This is a genomic window from Parapedobacter flavus, from assembly GCF_035818675.1.
In the GTDB taxonomy this organism is placed as follows: domain Bacteria; phylum Bacteroidota; class Bacteroidia; order Sphingobacteriales; family Sphingobacteriaceae; genus Parapedobacter; species Parapedobacter flavus.
In genome coordinates, this window is the sequence record NZ_JAYKZZ010000032.1 from 11,755 (window position 1) to 28,576 (window position 16,822).

General features: G+C 52.9%; 14 protein-coding genes. 7 read left to right on the forward strand and 7 right to left on the reverse strand.

The genetic code is table 11. The annotated features are described in order from the left end of the window. The first annotated feature begins 13 nt into the window (after positions 1–13). The gene (gene zwf / locus U9S71_RS19615; RefSeq protein WP_326329524.1) at positions 14–1,516 is read left to right on the forward strand and encodes a glucose-6-phosphate dehydrogenase; all 1,503 of its coding nucleotides are present in this window, start codon (positions 14–16) and stop codon (positions 1,514–1,516) included. 24 nt (positions 1,517–1,540) lie between these two features. Further along, a complete protein-coding gene (gene pgl / locus U9S71_RS19620) occupies positions 1,541–2,260 on the forward strand; it encodes a 6-phosphogluconolactonase (protein ID WP_326329525.1) in 720 nt (239 codons plus the stop codon). Between the two features lie 30 nt (positions 2,261–2,290). Here pgl and U9S71_RS19625 read toward each other — a convergent pair whose 3' ends face one another. After that, positions 2,291–5,683, reverse strand: a complete 3,393-nt coding sequence (locus tag U9S71_RS19625; protein WP_326329526.1) for a HEAT repeat domain-containing protein — start codon at positions 5,681–5,683, stop codon at positions 2,291–2,293. Positions 5,684–5,860: 177 nt separating this feature from the next. Between U9S71_RS19625 and U9S71_RS19630 the strand changes: the two genes are divergently transcribed. After that, positions 5,861–8,287 carry a phosphocholine-specific phospholipase C gene (locus U9S71_RS19630; RefSeq protein ID WP_326329527.1) on the forward strand — a complete coding sequence of 809 codons (2,427 nt, stop codon included), beginning with the start codon at positions 5,861–5,863 and terminating at the stop codon, positions 8,285–8,287. Between the two features lie 22 nt (positions 8,288–8,309). On the opposite strand, the gene U9S71_RS19635 is transcribed toward U9S71_RS19630, so the two are convergent. Genes U9S71_RS19635 through U9S71_RS19645 form a run of 3 tightly spaced genes read right to left on the reverse strand, consistent with a single transcriptional unit; the run spans position 8,310 to position 9,577 of the window. Beyond that, the gene (locus U9S71_RS19635) at positions 8,310–8,801 is read right to left on the reverse strand and encodes a hemerythrin domain-containing protein (protein ID WP_326329528.1); all 492 of its coding nucleotides are present in this window, start codon (positions 8,799–8,801) and stop codon (positions 8,310–8,312) included. A gap of 10 nt (positions 8,802–8,811) precedes the next feature. After that, entirely contained in the window at positions 8,812–9,159 is a 348-nt protein-coding gene (locus U9S71_RS19640) for a DUF488 domain-containing protein (RefSeq protein WP_326329529.1), read from the reverse strand. A gap of 22 nt (positions 9,160–9,181) precedes the next feature. Then, on the reverse strand, positions 9,182–9,577 hold the full coding sequence (locus tag U9S71_RS19645) for a group III truncated hemoglobin (protein WP_326329531.1): 396 nt from the start codon (positions 9,575–9,577) through the stop codon (positions 9,182–9,184). 284 nt (positions 9,578–9,861) lie between these two features. Here U9S71_RS19645 and hflX point away from each other — a divergent pair, with 284 nt between their 5' ends. Together hflX and lipB are read left to right on the forward strand one after the other, a co-directional pair. Then, positions 9,862–11,076 (forward strand): GTPase HflX, encoded by a 1,215-nt coding sequence (gene hflX, locus U9S71_RS19650; RefSeq protein WP_326329532.1) that lies wholly within the window; start codon positions 9,862–9,864, stop codon positions 11,074–11,076. A 57-nt stretch (positions 11,077–11,133) separates the two neighbouring features. Next, entirely contained in the window at positions 11,134–11,838 is a 705-nt protein-coding gene (lipB, locus tag U9S71_RS19655) for a lipoyl(octanoyl) transferase LipB (protein ID WP_326329533.1), read from the forward strand. Here lipB and U9S71_RS19660 read toward each other — a convergent pair. From U9S71_RS19660 to U9S71_RS19670, 3 genes are all read right to left on the reverse strand, one after another. Continuing rightward, complete coding sequence (locus U9S71_RS19660; RefSeq protein WP_326329535.1) at positions 11,835–13,295, reverse strand: S41 family peptidase; 1,461 nt, start codon at positions 13,293–13,295, stop codon at positions 11,835–11,837. The two genes, lipB and U9S71_RS19660, sit on opposite strands and share 4 nt — an antisense overlap. A gap of 131 nt (positions 13,296–13,426) precedes the next feature. Next, positions 13,427–14,260, reverse strand: a complete 834-nt coding sequence (locus U9S71_RS19665) for an MBL fold metallo-hydrolase (protein WP_326329536.1) — start codon at positions 14,258–14,260, stop codon at positions 13,427–13,429. A gap of 64 nt (positions 14,261–14,324) precedes the next feature. Then, positions 14,325–15,752: an L-serine ammonia-lyase gene (locus tag U9S71_RS19670; protein ID WP_326329557.1), complete on the reverse strand. Its 1,428-nt coding sequence runs from the start codon at positions 15,750–15,752 to the stop codon at positions 14,325–14,327. Between the two features lie 190 nt (positions 15,753–15,942). Here U9S71_RS19670 and U9S71_RS19675 point away from each other — a divergent pair, with 190 nt between their 5' ends. Beyond that, a complete protein-coding gene (locus tag U9S71_RS19675; RefSeq protein WP_326329537.1) occupies positions 15,943–16,434 on the forward strand; it encodes a DUF5684 domain-containing protein in 492 nt (163 codons plus the stop codon). A gap of 1 nt (position 16,435) precedes the next feature. Further along, positions 16,436–16,780 (forward strand): DUF2752 domain-containing protein, encoded by a 345-nt coding sequence (locus U9S71_RS19680; protein ID WP_326329538.1) that lies wholly within the window; start codon positions 16,436–16,438, stop codon positions 16,778–16,780. Positions 16,781–16,822 lie beyond the last annotated feature (42 nt).

Below are 16,822 nucleotides of genomic sequence, written 5' to 3' on the forward strand. Positions count from 1 at the left end.
TATTTAATTCAACATGAAGTCAAATAAAAAGCTGGCCCCCACGGTTATTGTCATCTTCGGTGGCACGGGAGACCTTACTAAAAGAAAATTAATACCGGCATTTTACAACCTGTATATCGATGGGTGGATGCCCGAGAAATTTGCCATCATCGGCCTGGGACGCACCAAACTCGGTGACGATACGTACCGCGAGCACCTGCACAACGGATTGGTGGAGTTTTCCCGGAAAGGCAAGCCCGATGAAAAGCAGTGGGACCAATTCAAGACGACCATTTCGTATTTTGAGTCGAACATCAACGACCCGGCGGCTTACGAGGGACTTGGTGCCCAGCTTGATGCGTTCGATAAGGAATGGGGGGCACGCGCCAACCGACTGTTTTACCTGTCGATAGCGCCACAGTTTATCGAGTCGGCCACCCTAAACATCAACAAGTACAAGCTTGCCGATGTGCCGGAATCGGACCGGATCGTTGTGGAAAAACCGTTTGGTTACAACAAGGAGACGGCGGTGGCACTGAACGAGCTGTTGGGACGGACATTCCAGGAGGAGCAGATTTACCGCATAGACCATTATCTGGGCAAGGAAACGGTACAGAATATATTGGCCTTCCGCTTTGCCAACGCACTGTTTGAGCCGCTGTGGAATCGAAATTACATCGACTATATTCAAATTACAGTCGCTGAAAAGGTGGGTGTGGAAGATCGGGGCAGTTATTTCGAAAATTCGGGAGCGCTGCGCGATATGATACAAAACCACTTGTTGCAGGTGCTCTGCATGGTGGCTATGGAGCCGCCGATCTCGTTCCAGGCTGAAGAGATACGGAACCGCAAGGTGGATGTGATGCGCGCAATCCGACGCTTGAAACCGGAAGAAGTGCACAAATATGCCGTTCGGGGTCAATACGGCCCCGGCTGGATAGGGGGTAAACAGGTGCCGGGCTACCGCGAGGAGCCGGGGGTAGACCCCAAATCGAACGTAGAAACGTATGCGGCGGTTCAATTGTTTATCGACAACTGGCGGTGGCAAGGGGTTCCCTTTTACCTGCGCACCGGCAAGCGGATGCAGGAGAAAACCTCGTCGATCACCATCCAGTTCCGGCCGGTGCCGCACTCTACTTTTTCATCGTCGCAGGCGGGCAACCTGATGCCCAACCGGCTCACCATCAATATACAGCCTACGATGGACATCAGGCTGCGCTTTACAGCCAAGAAACAGGGGCTGGAAATGAGCTTGAACCCCGCGGAGATGGTGTTTGATTACGATACATGTTCCACACAGACCCCCGAGGCCTACGAAACCTTACTACTGGATGCCATGCGTGGGGATACCACATTGTATATGCGGTCTGACCAGGTGGAAGAGGCATGGGATGTAATTACGCCCATACTGGAAACATGGGAAAGCCGCGATTCCCTGGATTTCCCGAATTATGCTGCGGGGACATGGGGCCCCGAAAGTGCTGAAGCGCTGATTGCCCGGCAAGGGCACATCTGGGCGCTGAACTTGCATACATAAGTCTTTTGGTAAAAGTAGAAAGTCATGATTAAGAAATTCAACGATTTGGGGCAGCTGAATGAAGCTGCTGCGCAACTATTCCTAGAAGTGGCTAGCGAGGCGATTGACAAAAACGGCCGATTTACTGTAGCCCTTACCGGCGGCTCGTCGCCCGTGGAACTGTATAAACTGCTAACCACGGCGCCTTATCGCGATGCGGTGGACTGGCAAAAGGTGTTCGTTTTCTGGGGCGATGAGCGGTGGGTGCCCTTGGCCGATGACCGGAGCAATGCCCGGATGGCCTTTGAGACGCTGCTGGACCACGTGCCGGTACCGAAAGAACAGATTTTCCCGATGTGGGCCGACGGCACTTCGCCGGCTGATTTTGCAGTACAGTATGAAAAAGCACTGCACAGCCACCTCCAACCTGCGGGGCGCTTTGACTTGGTGCTATTGGGGATGGGGGGCGATGGCCATACGGCGTCGTGGTTCCCCAATACCGGGGTGCTCCATGAATATGACAAATGGGTGGCCGCCTATTTCCTCGCCCCACAAGATATGTACCGCATTACGCTGACCATACCGGTGGTCAACCAAGCGGCTAAGGTGGCGGTAATTGCTTACGGTGCCAATAAGGCGGAAGCACTGCGCGAGGTGCTGCGCGGTGAGCGCAACATCGAACGGTATCCTGCCCAGCTCATCGACAGGAGTGAGGAAGGCCGCGTAACGTGGTTTATTGACGAAGCGGCCGCACAAGGCGTGTGATTGCAGCTCCTACGGCTGCTTTCTCGTCTTTTACTTATTATCTCCTTTCAGCGTAGCCAGAAAGGCAACCACATCCCTGATTTCGCGTTTGGATAGGATGCCCTTCATATCCAGCATACTGGATGGGGAGAACGTCTTTTCTTTGATGTCACTGTGGGGGATAATCCGATCGGGAGCTTGCCCCTTTCTGATTTTTACGCCAGTTTCATCCTCCCCTTGGAATATACCCGATAGTTGCTCCCCGTTGTTCAGTACCAGCATCACGATGCCGTAGCCCGGTGCGATGCGCTTGCCGGGGTCGATAATCGATTCGAGTAGCTGTTCGCGGGTGAGGCGGTCGGCCACGCCATTGAGCTGCGGGCCAGCGTTGCCTCCGCGGTCGTCATAGGCATGGCATTTCATGCACTGTGCCTGCTGGTGCTGGAAGAAGACACGACGGCCCCGCCGGACATCACCCCCTCGGAGGCTGCTGGCATACGAGGCCATAAGCTGGTCGGTCGAGAAGTGTTGGGTAATGGCTTTGTAACGCGCGGTTAGCGATTCGGCATGGGTGCTATCGATCGCTTCGCCAAGTTCGAGGTAAACCTCCGGACTTAAGCGGTTCGCTTCCATGTCATCAAGCAGCGTGTTGAAAAGTGCTTCTGAATGTGCTACCGGTATTTTACCTAGTGTGATGATGGCGGCCTGTTTTTCCTCGATTGTTTTGGTGTCGATGACGTCTGCCAACAGATCGACCATCACCGGTTTAGGAATGGCCATGTTTTCCAGCAGGTCAAGCGCCGCCACGCGCAACGACTTTTCACGGTCGGCCAATGCAAATTTGATGGCCTCTTCTTGCTGGGTTGTTTCGAGGGCCACCAGGGCTGACAGGCATTCTACGCGCATGGCGGTTTCCTTATCGCCTTTGAGGCCGGCCAATAAGGCCGGAGCGGCTTGCTGGATACCGAGCTTGTGGATAGCCTTGGCGGCACTGAGGCGTACGGCGAGGTCTTTGTCGGTGAGGAGGTGGATGTACGTGCTGGCTGTTTGGCTTTTCAGTGCGTCCACATCGCGCTCCATAACACCGCGGTATCTGCCATCTACCCGATCGACCAGGGAAGGCTTGGCCCACGTGCTCAACGCCGCCAGGGCTTCGGCCCGCATGGGGGCAGGGTTGCTGCCATTTTGGGCATATTGGAGAAGTTCGTGTAAATTTTTTTCGTCACCCACCCGAAGGTTGGCATTGATGATGCGGCGGATGAGCGCCTCATTGGAGAATGGTGTTGTATTGAGCAGGGAAGCCAAGGCGGGGAGGGCCTCTTCGATAGAAAGGTCGTCGTTGATGGCGCGGGCGGTTTCGGTGACGACAAATTCATCGCGGTCGAGGAGGAAACGGGCGATGCCCGGGTCGCGCATACGGCGCAGAGCTACTACGGCGGCAATACGCAGCGCCGGCGAATGGTTGCGGACGAGCGCCAGCAAGGGGTCGGCATTGCCGATGCGGGCCAAAGCCAGTGTGCCGGCATGTCGCAGGTAAGCGTCTTCATCGTTATTGGTCCAGAGCATCATGATGAGCGGTTGAATTGCAGGTTCATACTGGATACGTCCTAAAGCTTCGGCCGCAAAAAAACGAACCCGGCGTATGTGTCGGTCCTCCAATAAGGGAATGAGCTCCGCGCCAGCGGGTTTATACTTGATATCACCCAGCCACTTGGCGGCCTGTGCCTGTATTTCCGGATCGCCATCTTGCAAGAGAGGAATGAGGAGGGCAGCATGCTGCTCATCCTGACGCGCCAGTTGGCTAATGCCCCAGATGGCATGTACGCGGGCGAGCTGGCTGTGGGTTTGCGCAAGCGCCTGCTTGAAGGCTTCCAGCCCTTTGCTGTCCCGCTCCACCAGTGCGAATTGGGCCTTTTGGCGGATGCGCATGTCGTCGTGGTGAAGTAGGTCGCCCAGCTCCGCTTCGCTTTTGTCCCCGAAGCTGGCGGCGAGCAGTTCTTTTACTTCCGCACGGATGGCCTGCGTGGCCCCATCGACATCGTCCATTTTCCAGATGCGGCCATAATCGTGGGTATCCCACCCGTCAATCCAGTCGGCCACGTACAGTGCGCCGTCGGGTCCGAAGTCAAGGCCGGTAGCCAAAACGCCCCCCAGTACCTTCTTATGTTCGCCGAGCTCAAAAGTGGCTCCCTTCGGGTTGAGCTTGAAACTGTGTACGCCAGAGTTGGCCGGGTTGCCCACGAACTCTGCCACGAAAAAGGTCTGTTTATATTGTGGGCCCAGGGCGGTACCGGGGTTGTAGACCACGCCGGCAGGACCGCTCACGAAATTGCTGATACAGGGCGTAATGTATGCTGCTTGGCCTTCGAAGCGCGGCAGGTACATCTTCTCATCCATCCACACCTTATAGCTGTTATTGTCCGGATCGCTGTATTTTCCGTATTGCCAGTTGCTCCGCCAGCCGGCATCCGACCCGTTGACAATGTATACCAAGCGCTCCTTCTCGCCGGGGTGGTCGCCGTCATTATCTTCGCTGATGATGTTACCATATTCGTCAAACACAAACTGGTGGGTGTTGCGCAGGCCGTGGGCAAAGATTTCGAAATCGCTGCCGTCGGGGTTGGCCCGGGCAATAACGCCCGAATTGGGGTGTTCCCATTTCGTGCCGTCGGCCCCTTCGCCATTGAATCCGATATCGCCGATTTGCCAATACAGGCGGCCATCGGGACCCATCTTCACACCCGACATGCCGTGGCCACCGAAGCCGATATGCACACCATAGCCATGGGAAATGGAGGTCTTTTTATCGGGTATACCGTCACCATCCGTGTCGGTGAGCCGCCACAAGTCGGGCGCTACGGCAAGGTAGAGGTCATCGCCATCGGCGAAAACTCCCCCTGCCACATCGGTAATCTCCTCGTGGAAATCGTGGACCACCAATTGCGACCGGTCCGCCACGCCATCGCCGGAGATATCCTCCACCCGATATACTTTTTCTTTCTCTATGGTGAGGTCATGCCAGTCGTGCGAACCGTCGCCGTTGAGGTCGGCCAGCCAGGTGTTGCGCGCGCTGTTCGCCGGCGATAACTCCTCGTGTAGGAATGCCCGTCGGTCTTCAACGGTTTGGAAACCGATGGATGGGATTTCCCAGGCACGATGGCCGCGGATATCGAACTCCGAATTTTTCTGCCGGTCGGTAGTGGTATAGAAGAGCCGTCCATGATCATCGATATCGATTGCAATGGGCGAAATGACCAGCGAGTCGATGCCCCACAATTTCAGGGTGAGGCCACTATCCAGCTGGGGGGTTACCTGCGCTTCGATCGTGGCGGCCAGCTCGGCGGTTTTGGCAGGGTCCATCTCCTTGGTTGGCAAATTGGCCGTTTTTTGCTGGCAGCTCCACAAGAGGGTGGCGGCGATTAGGGTAAAAATTGTTTTGTTCATTTAAGTATATGTCCATTTATCACCTGCGTCCGTTCGTCTGGTAAGCCCGAACGCGGTAATCGTAAAACCAACATTTAATCGGTAAGTTGGGCTAATATAAGAAGTATGTGCAATTTTATCTGTTTTTAATTGAGTGGTCACCAAATATTTCGTTATTTCGTTTGCAAATTAGCGACCATGGACTCCAGACGATCATTCTTGAAAAAAGCTGCACTGCTAGCGGGTGCCGCGGCGGCCCATACGCTGCCGCCCTCCATCCAACGGGCATTGGCCATCGACGCGCCGGCGGGGAGCACGTACCTCGATGCCGAGCATATCGTATTCCTGATGCAGGAAAACCGCTCGTTCGACCATTGTTTTGGGAGTTTGCGTGGCGTGCGGGGTTTCAATGACCCGCGGGCCATTACCCTGCCCAATGGGCTGCCCGTTTGGGCCCAGAGCAATGCGAAGGGCGAGACGTATGCCCCGTTCCGGCTCGACATCAAGAACACCAAGGCCACCTGGATGGGGTCCTTACCACATGGCTGGAAAGATATGGTGTACGCACGGAATGACGGAAAAATGGATACCTGGCTGGAAGCGAAACGGGCAGGCAACCCCGAGTACCGGCCTATGCCGCTCACCATGGGGTATTACGACCGGCAAGACATCCCCTTTTATTATGCGTTTGCGGATGCTTTTACCGTATGCGACCAACATTTCTGTTCATCCCTTACGGGAACAAGTCCAAACCGATCCTATTTCTGGTCAGGGACGGTTCGAGAGGAGCCACGCAATGGAAACTCGGTGGCCCATGTGGAGAATGGACAGATGGTCTATAAAGGGTTGGGTTGGAAAACTTACCCCGAGCGACTGCAGGAGGCCGGTGTATCGTGGCGTGTTTACCAGAATGAACTGAGCCTACCTGTCGGTTTCGAAGGTGAGGAAGAAGATTGGTTGGGTAACTTTACAAACAATAATTTAGAGTTCCACCGGCAATACCACGTGCGCTTCCACCCTGCGCACCGGACGCATCTGGAGCAATTGGCGACGTTGCTAGAAAATGAACTCGCCGGGGGTAAGGATGGCGATGATGTGCAGCAAAAGAAAAGGGCGCAGCTAGCCCAATTGAAAGCGGATTTGGAAAAATATACGGCTGATAATTTCGAAACACTGCCCGAAGTGGAGCGCGAAATTCACCGGCGCGCATTTGCCACCAATACCGAAGACCCCGACTACCACCGGTTGGAAACCATCCATTATACCGATGAGGAAGGAGAAAAGCACGTGCAGGTGCCGAGGGGAGATATTTTCCATCAATTCCGGAAAGACGTAACCGCGGGTACGCTGCCCACCGTTTCATGGCTGGCGGCACCGTGCAATTTTTCGGACCACCCCGGCGCACCGTGGTACGGAGCTTGGTATGTCTCCGAAGCGCTGGATATCCTAACGAAAAACCCCGAAGTATGGAAAAAGACGATTTTCGTGTTGACGTACGACGAAAACGATGGCTACTTCGACCACGTGCCGCCCTTCGTACCACCACATCCCGATGGTGGCGATGGGGCGGTTGCAAGAGGGATAGATACGGCCGATGAGTATGTTACCACCGCACAGGAGCGAGTACGTTCCGGTGATGCCGAAGCAACATTGGAGAGCCCTATCGGGCTCGGGTTCCGGGTGCCGATGGTGGTGGCGTCGCCTTGGTCTAAAGGCGGGTGGGTCAACTCGGAAGTGTTTGACCTCACTTCGCCATTGCAGTTTTTGGAACACTTCCTAGAGAAAAAGACCGGCAAACCAATTAAGGAAACCAACATCAGTGACTGGCGACGATTGGTATGCGGCGACATGACATCCGTATTCAGGCCTGCCGCCGGCGTGGAAGCTCCAGTGGTGGGGGCATTGGGCAGAGATGCTTACGTGGAGCGTATTTTTTCGGCAAAGACGAAAGGGTTGCCCGGAAATTACACCCGGGTTGACCCCACTGCGCCGCAATGGCCACAACAAGAGCCGGGAACGAAGCCGGCATGTGCACTGCCGTACAACCTGCAGGTAACGGCCAGGCTGGATAAAGACCGCAAGCACCTGACCATCCGGTTTGCGGCCAGCGGGGGCTTGTCAAAAACAAAACCGGTAGGGGTACCCTTCCGGGTGCATACCTTGGTGCCTTGTACACCGGATAAACAGCCCGGCCGGACGTGGAATTTCGCTGTCAGCGAAGGGGAACCGCTCGATTACCACTGGCCGCTAGCCAACTTCGGGGATGGGGTGTACCATCTGCAGGTGCATGGTCCGAACGGCTTTTTCTGCGAATTTAAAGGCAATGCGGATGACCCGGATGCGGGGGTGGCCGTAGCGGGCGATGCAGATACCGGAAAGTTAAAAGTGGTGGGCAGTTCCCCAAGCGACCTGGCGCTGCACGTACGTGACGTCTCGTACGCGGGGGGCAGGTACCTGACGAATGAGGGGAAACCCCTTTGGCTCGATGTGCGTGCTACGGGTGGTTGGTATGATGTCGCGGTCGAGGTGACGGGCTTCCCGGGTTTCTACCAACGTTTTGCGGGGCATGTAGAGACCGGCCAACCCAGTATAACCGATCCCCTGATGGGGAGCATTCGGAAGTAGTTCTGGCCGTCACATCGTGGTGCTATTTGCCCATGGCATTCGTCGGTTTGACCCAAAATTCGTCTTCCCAATCGTCGCAGAGCGCATGGTGGTTATGGTGCTTGTCTACCAACGCCAGTTGTTCAGCCGTAGCGACCTTTTGCACTTCGTTGAACAACACCCGCTCTTCGAAACGGATGTGGCTATCCAGTTCCTCCTCAATCAAGTTGAGCGAGCGCCAGACTTCGGTATCGTCAGCAAACAGCCGCTTTAGTCGGCGGTGCTCGCTGAGTGCTTTCTTTACCAGCTCGTGGTCGGCGCCGAGGATGGGGAAGATGTATCTTTCTTCGATCGCAAAATGGTCGACTAAATGGGAAGCCCAAAACCAGTCGGTGTACCGTTTGATTCGGGAAATATCGATCTCCCGCTTGAAACCCTCCCTGATTTTCCAGCATAGCAACAGGCCATCGTGGTGGTCGCGGCTTACCGCTTTAAGATGCGGGTCTCTCTTTAAGGGCTTGACTCGGTCTGTCATCGTGTTGCGGTTAAGAATCCAATACTTGTTTTAGCACCACGGCATGGTTGTGCTGGTCGTCTTTTGCCGCGTATAATAAGGTCACTTTCTTTTTCTTCGCGATCTCGCGTAAGCGGTCGAGATTGGCCGACTTGGCCATAAGTTCCTCGCGGTATTGCGCTGAAAAGGCGTCGAAGCGTTGCGGTTGGTGGCCAAACCATTTGCGTAAGGCTGGTGAAGGGGCAATATCCTTATTCCATTCATCGAGTTGGGCAGTGTCCTTTCGCTGTCCCCGCGGCCATAGCCGGTCTACCAGTAAGCGGTAGCCGTCCGCTTCCGAAGGGGCCTCATATACACGTTTTAGTTTGAATCCACCCATGACGTACTTGTTGCTATAGGGATTATAACAGCGGCTTGGCGGCGTTGTTTCTATAGTATTCAATTTTATAGAGAAACATTTCCGCCATCCGGTCGCCCTGCCACTTTGCACGTTCTGCTTTTTCGCCGACAAAGTAGGTGTCAACGGTCTCTGCGAACAGCTTCATCCAGCGGTCGAAATGGTCTTTTTTTACGGGCAATTCGGCATGCGGTACGAAAGGGCTGCCGAAGTAGGTGTGGTCGCCCAGTAGCACGGTCTGCCAAAACCGGTACATCTTTTCCAGGTGTTCCGGCCAGCGGTCCTGGATCACATTGTTGAAGATGTCTTTCAGCAGGTCGTCTTTGCGTACTTTGTCATAAAAGCTGTCTACCAGCAGTTTGATATCGCCAATGTCCGATATGTTCTTTCTGTTTTCCATCGCATCACTTTTGCCATTAACGTACGGCCGTTCGCTCCGATCAATCCGTCAAAGATACGAAAAGCTTCTTATTAAAGACAAATTTGTCTTTAATAGGTTTGAGCGCGGTGAGGCAGCCAGGTGCAGTGTTATTTCACGAAATTACGTGCTTTTACCAAAAACCTTTACCTTTGCATTTTGTTAATTACCGAAAAGCCATGTAATATCCCGCCGCATCACGTGTTGTGTGAGGTGCCCAAACGAGCACCGGATGACTTTAATTTGCATACTTTATTTTTTACTACATGGCAAGACAAGAGATTTTTGACACCGCTATACAGCCAGAAACCGCTATATTGGTGGGGATCGTTCTTCCGCAGGACAGCGAAGAGAAAGAACAGGAATACCTGGAGGAATTGGCATTCCTGGTGGATACCGCGGGCGGTATTGTGAAGGAGGTGTTTACCCAGAAGCTACAACACCCGGACCGGGCCACATTCGTGGGCTCGGGCAAGCTGGATGAGATAAAGGCCTACGTGGAGGCCGAAGAGATAGACATCGTTGTTTTCGACGATGAACTAACCCCTTCGCAGCTCCGCAATATCGAGAAGGAGCTCAAGGTGAAAATCCTCGACCGCAGTAACCTTATCCTCGACATATTTGCTCGCAGGGCCAAAACGGCCCAGGCAAAAACACAGGTGGAGTTGGCACAGTTGCAGTATCTGCTGCCCCGGCTGACCCGGATGTGGACACACTTGGAGCGCCAGCGCGGTGGCATCGGTATGCGTGGCCCGGGTGAGAGCCAAATTGAGAGTGACCGCCGGATGATCCTTAACAAGATTTCCTTATTGAAAGACCGGCTGAAGGCCATCGACAAGCAGGCGGAAACCCAGCGGAAAAACCGCGGGCAATTGATTCGTGTGGCCTTGGTAGGTTATACGAACGTAGGCAAATCGACCATCATGAACATGATCTCGAAGTCGGACGTGTTTGCGGAAAACAAGCTTTTCGCCACGCTGGATACGACCGTACGCAAGGTGGTGATCGAAAACCTACCTTTCCTGTTGTCGGATACGGTGGGCTTCATACGTAAGTTGCCCCACCACTTGGTGGAATGTTTCAAATCGACGTTGGATGAGGTGAGGGAGGCAGATGTGCTGCTACATGTGGTGGATATTTCACATCCCAGCTTCGAAGATCACATCCGCGCGGTGAATGAGACGTTAAAGGAATTGGAAGCGTTGGATAAACCGGTGATTACGGTATTCAACAAAATCGATGCCTACCGTGGCGAAGCGGTAGAGCAGGAAGCACCCGATGCCGAAGGAGCGGCGGAAGCTGAGCCCCGCGTAGTTACATTGGATGACTTCAAACGAAGCTGGATGGCCCGGCATAACAGCCCGGCTGTCTTTATATCGGCTACCGATAAGACCAACGTGGATGAATTCCGGAAACTACTGTATGATACCGTGGTAGACATGCACACGAAACGGTATCCGTATGATAATCTGCTTTATTAATTGTTTTTTTGCTTTCATGTCTAGTATACGGAAATAGGGACCATAAAACATCGGCCGATGAATAAAAAAGTAGTTTTCGAGGATTGGGGGCTGGTTGACTACCAGGAGGCTTGGGACCGGCAGGAAGCGCTTTTTGCCAAAGTGTTGGCGCAGAAGACGAAGAATAGGGTGGAGGAGACCGCCTTGCCGACGACCAACTACCTGGTTTTTACGGAGCATCCACATGTGTATACGCTCGGCAAAAGTGGTAAACCTGAAAATTTGCTGTTGGATGAACAGGGCTTGCAGGAACGGCATGCCGCGTTTTACAAAATAAACCGGGGTGGCGACATTACCTACCACGGGCCGGGACAGATCGTAGGCTATCCGATATTGGACCTCGATAATTTCTTTACCGACATACACCTGTACCTCCGTACCCTCGAAGAGGCGGTGATCCGAACGTTGGCTGATTATGGCATCGCGGCAGGGCGCTATCCGGGAAACACGGGGGTATGGTTGGATGCCGACAACCACCGTGCACGGAAAATATGCGCGTTGGGCGTACGGGCCAGCCGCTGGGTAACCATGCACGGTTTCGCTTTTAACGTCAATGCAGGCCTGGATTATTTCAATAATATCATCCCCTGCGGCATAGACGACAAGGACGTCACTTCCATGCAGCGGGAACTGGGTGGGGTCCAGGATATCGAAGCCGTCAAAGGGCGACTAAAAAGCCATATTGCCGAGCTGTTTGGGATGGAGCTTTGTTGTTCTCGCTAGTTCAGCTTGAGCTCGTCGCCATTCAATACCCTGGTCACGTCCAATGGTCTTGGATTTGAGAGGTCTTTATTAGGTTTTTCTAATAGTTTCAAACCAATAAGTTGCTGCCGCTTTCTTGCGACATCCATTTGCCTTTGCAGGGGCGCTTGCATGCTTGGATCGATAATTTCTAGCGCTTTTGCGATAAGCGGGTCCGAGCTCGCCCCCATCGGGGCAAACGGAACGGTTTCAATTACCTGATGCATAGGTTGCAAACCAGCCTCAAAATCACCAATGCCATCTTTGTTTTTGTATTTTAGAATGATGGGTTGAATACCCCAGTCGTTTTCGCCTTCAAACTGTGGAGACGAATTTTCAAAGGTTACAGAAGCCTCGTCCTTTCCATAGGTCGTACTTCCTATGTGTATAACGTTTGAAGCGCCAAGGAAGGGCTTCAGGTTGTTGATAAGCAGTTCGCTCGCCGATGCCGAATTTCCTGTGGCTAAGATAAACACTCGACTCAACCCGAGATTTCTTGCGGTTATCAATGGGCCGTTGGTCGAACCGAATAGATCGCCGTAAGTGAGGGTTTCATCGTTGAAATTTGCGTTGAAGTCAAACTGGATAAACGGACTATTGATATCAAAATCCTGATGAATCATTGCAGATAGCAAGCCAGCGATATCTACTGAACCACCCCCGTTATATCGTTCGTCGATGATCAAATCAGTTACGCCAGCCGCTTTGAATCGTCCAAAAGCATCAACCAGCTCTTGCGGTTGATTAAGGAATCGATTATAAAAGAGATAGGCCACCTTGGTGCCGTTGTCGGTTGTGATGACATTCTCCATATGAATGGCTTTTTCCTGAAAATCTTCGATAGGTGTCAACGAAATGGTTTCACCTTCGTTGATGATGTTGCCATCGAAGATCCCTTTAGTGAGCGAGAAGGTCTCATTGCCAAATAATGGCTCATAATCTTGCACATATCCCTCATTATCAATTGTTAGCGGTATACCATTAACACGTGTGAAAACGTCTCCCCGTTTGATTCCCGCCGCATCAGCGGGCGTCCCTTTGTGGACAAACCTAACCGTCACGCCTGCACCATTTTTGCCTATTCCAAAAAAACTGACCCCTAAACCACTGGTTTTAATTATACCACTGAGTTCATTCTTCAAGTCTTCTGCATTCTGAATCCATGAAAACCTGTCCACTGGGCGGTAAAGAAGACTTTCGAAGAAATCTTCGGGATCACTATTTAAATTCAAACGGCTCTCGTTGGGTATTTCTTTATTCCAATAATAATAATAATTCATGGTGTCTAAAATCCACCGATTAATCTCCGCGTTTGTAACCTCTCCTTGAGGCTCCGGAGATGGTTCTTTCTTTTTACATGACGAAACAATAAGCAGTGAAGCTAATAGTACGACCGACAAAAATCCAGCTGTCGGACGGAAAGTGCGACTAAATATCATATGTACAGCATATATCCATATTCAAACTTAGATAAAATTTCTTATATGAGGTGGGGTATTATAAGATTTCTCCTATCATATCGAAGGCCTTGCTCGGAGAAACAGTGGCAGCAATAATTTGTTTTACCCGTTTAACCCGAAATGGACCGGTAACCGAGCGTAGTTTCGATTTCCGTACGACTTTCCATGCTGGCCAGCTTGCCCCCAACTTCATACACCGCCGTTTCGGTGTAGCGGCCGGCAATGACGATTTCGGTATCGCCACGATGTTGGTGGAACAGCTGGTACGCCACGTCGGGGTCGTTGTTATCGCGGGAGAGGTGCGATAAGAACAGGTGGCTGAGCTTCGGTGGGCGGTGCTTGGTGAATAGCTCCAACGCTTCGGTATTAGATAAATGCCCATAGCCACCGCGGATACGGTTCTTGAGAAAAATGGGGTAACGCCCCTGCATCAGCATATCCGTATCGTAGTTGGCTTCCAGAAAAACCGCGTCGCATCGACTAAAGAAATGGATGACCTGCTCGCATACCCTGCCGATATCGGTGAAGACGCCGACCGTGTGGCCATCACCCTCGATAAGGAAACTATGGGGGTCTGCGGCATCGTGGTACTTGCGAAATGAGGTAATGGTCAAGTCGCCCACATCAACGCATTGCATATCTACAAGTGGGTGCAATAGGCGGTCGGGAATGGCCAGCTTGCAGCCCCGCCGTGTGCCATTGGTGAGAAAAACAGGTAACTGATATTTGTTGGCCACTACACTGAGCCCTTTCACGTGGTCGGAATGTTCATGCGACACAAAGATGGCCTTGACCTTTTGCATAGACAGGCCCTGCGTGGCCATGCGTTTCTCTATCTGGCGGCACGATATGCCGGCATCTATCAATACAGCCTCGTTGCCATTACCTACGTAATAACAATTGCCGTTGCTGCCCGATGCGATTGAACTGATGAAAAGCGGCATGGTACAAAGTACGGTTAAAAAAGGAGGAAGTGCAACAAAAAAATAAGCGGTGCCGTAGGAACCATCAGCACTCGGGCAGGCTGAGCGGAATGTTGACCGCCAAGCCACCATCAGCGGTCTCCTTGTATTTGACGTTCATGTCTTGGGCGGTCTCCCACATGGTCCGCACCACGGCATCCAGGCTTACCTTGGCTTTGTCGGGATTAGACTGTAGCGCCAGCTGCGCGGCAGTAATGGCCTTGATGGCCCCCATGGTGTTGCGCTCGATGCACGGCACCTGTACCAGGCCCCCAATGGGGTCGCAGGTGAGCCCGAGGTGGTGCTCCATCGCTATTTCGGCCGCCATAAGCACCTGCCGTTGCGAGCCGCCCAAGCTCTCGGTAAGGGCCCCGGCAGCCATGGCCGAGGATACGCCGATTTCTGCCTGGCACCCGCCCATGGCAGCCGAAATGGTGGCTCCTTTCTTGAAAATACTGCCGATCTCGGAAGCGGTGGCAATAAACCGGATGATCTGGTCTTCATGCAACCCATCATGGAACACGATGAAATATTGCAATACGGCGGGTATGACTCCCGCTGCGCCGTTTGTAGGAGCGGTGACCACGCGCCCAAAGGATGCGTTTTCTTCGTTGACGGCCAGTGCCCAACAGCTTACCCAATCTAGTATATATTGAAAATGGTCGCCCCCGGCACGGATGGATACGATCCAACTGTGGTAGTCGGTATAAGGACGACCCCCGATTAATTTCTTGTTGAGTTTGTAGGCCCGCCGCTCTACCTGCAGTCCGCCGGGTAGCATGCCGGTAGTATGGCATCCACGGTAGATGCAATCGCGAATGGTGGTGAATAGCTGGCGGATGCCAAGAATGGTTTCTTCTTCCGTCCGCCAAGCCTGCTCGTTTTCCAATACCAGCTCCGAAACCTTCAGTCCGGTATTCATGCACCAAATCAACAGGTCGTTTGCCGTCTGTACGGGGAACGCGAGATCCAACGGCTCACGCGCATCACCATCATCGCCTTCTTGTACCACAAAGCCGCCACCTACGGAATAATAGGTTTCGCTCACCGCCGTTCCATCGGTAAGCAACGCTTGGAACGTCACGGCATTGGGGTGAAAGGGAAGACTTTCGGTATATAGAAACAGGATGTCGTCCGTATAACGGAAAGGGACCTGGTGTGTGCCACCTAGTGGCAAGCGTTGCTGCTGTTTGATCTCGGCAACCGTCGTGGACACGTCATCGATAGCGATGGTTACGGGGTCTGCACCACTCAGCCCCAGCAGAACCGCTACATCCGTACCGTGGCCGATGCCGGTTTTGGCCAGTGAGCCATAAAGCAGAATCTTTATGGCTTCGGTCTTTTCGAGCAGGTCTCTGGCAGCGAGCCGCCGTGTGAAGCGCTGTGCCGCACGCCAGGGGCCAAGGGTATGCGAGCTCGACGGGCCAATGCCAATCTTAAACATATCGAAAACCGAAATCTGCTCTTTGACCATCATAATTTTAGATTAAGACACCGTTACAAAGATACCGCTTTATTTGTGCTTTGGTTGCTATGCTTATGAATTGTGGCCCGTTCGGGCCGCAAGATATTGCATTTTTCAAATTAACTACTATCTTTGATTGAAAAACAGGCAGATACCAATTGAATAACTGTTTCACTGATAACTTCAAATTTTAAGAACCATGGACAATTATGGAAATTATGAGGGTGGTGGCTTGCTCGCTGGGATGGGCGTAGGCGCTGTGATCTTTTACCTAGCGATTATTGTGTTGTATATCGCCGGTATGTGGAAAATCTTCGAGAAGGCCGGCAAGCCGGGCTGGGCGGCCATCATCCCCATTTACAACATGATCATCATTGCCGAAATCGTGGGAAAGCCTATATGGTGGGGCATCGTTGCCGCGTTAGTGCCTTGTGTGAACATCGTGTTCAGTATTTGGCTGATGAATCTGTTGATGAAAAGCTTCGGCAAGGATGTTCCGTTGTGGACCATTCTGACCGTATTTTTCGGCTTTGTTACCATCCCGGTCATCGGTTTCGGAAGCGATCGTTACATCGGCCCAACGGCTGCCGAAGCAACGGGGGGCGACTCATTTAATAATCTGAAGCGGGATCTCGATCAGTTCAAGGATTCGATTGACGACAAAAACGATCCGCAAAACCCGCCGGTATAGGATGGCCAACACCACCCGATGGCTATGGGCAGTGTGCAGCCTGGAGCGTTCGTCTTGGGTGCAAGACTGGCTATTGCCCTGCCCGATTAAAATCGTGACGGGCTTCGATTGCCCAGGCTGCGGGTTTCAGCGATCACTATTGGCGCTGTTGCAAGGACACTGGCACGAGAGCTACCGGCTCTACCCGCCCACCGTGCCCCTGCTCGTACTTTTGCTGTATGCGGTACTGAAAAATACATTCGGTTTTGATCGGCGAAACATCCTGCTGAAGGTGCTCGCTGTGGTGTGTGGATGGTTTGTATTGGTTGTGTATGGTATGAAGTTGGGGTACGGCCCCGACCTGTAGTTGCAATCGTTGGAAGCATTTTATTTTTATCTTTGACGCGGA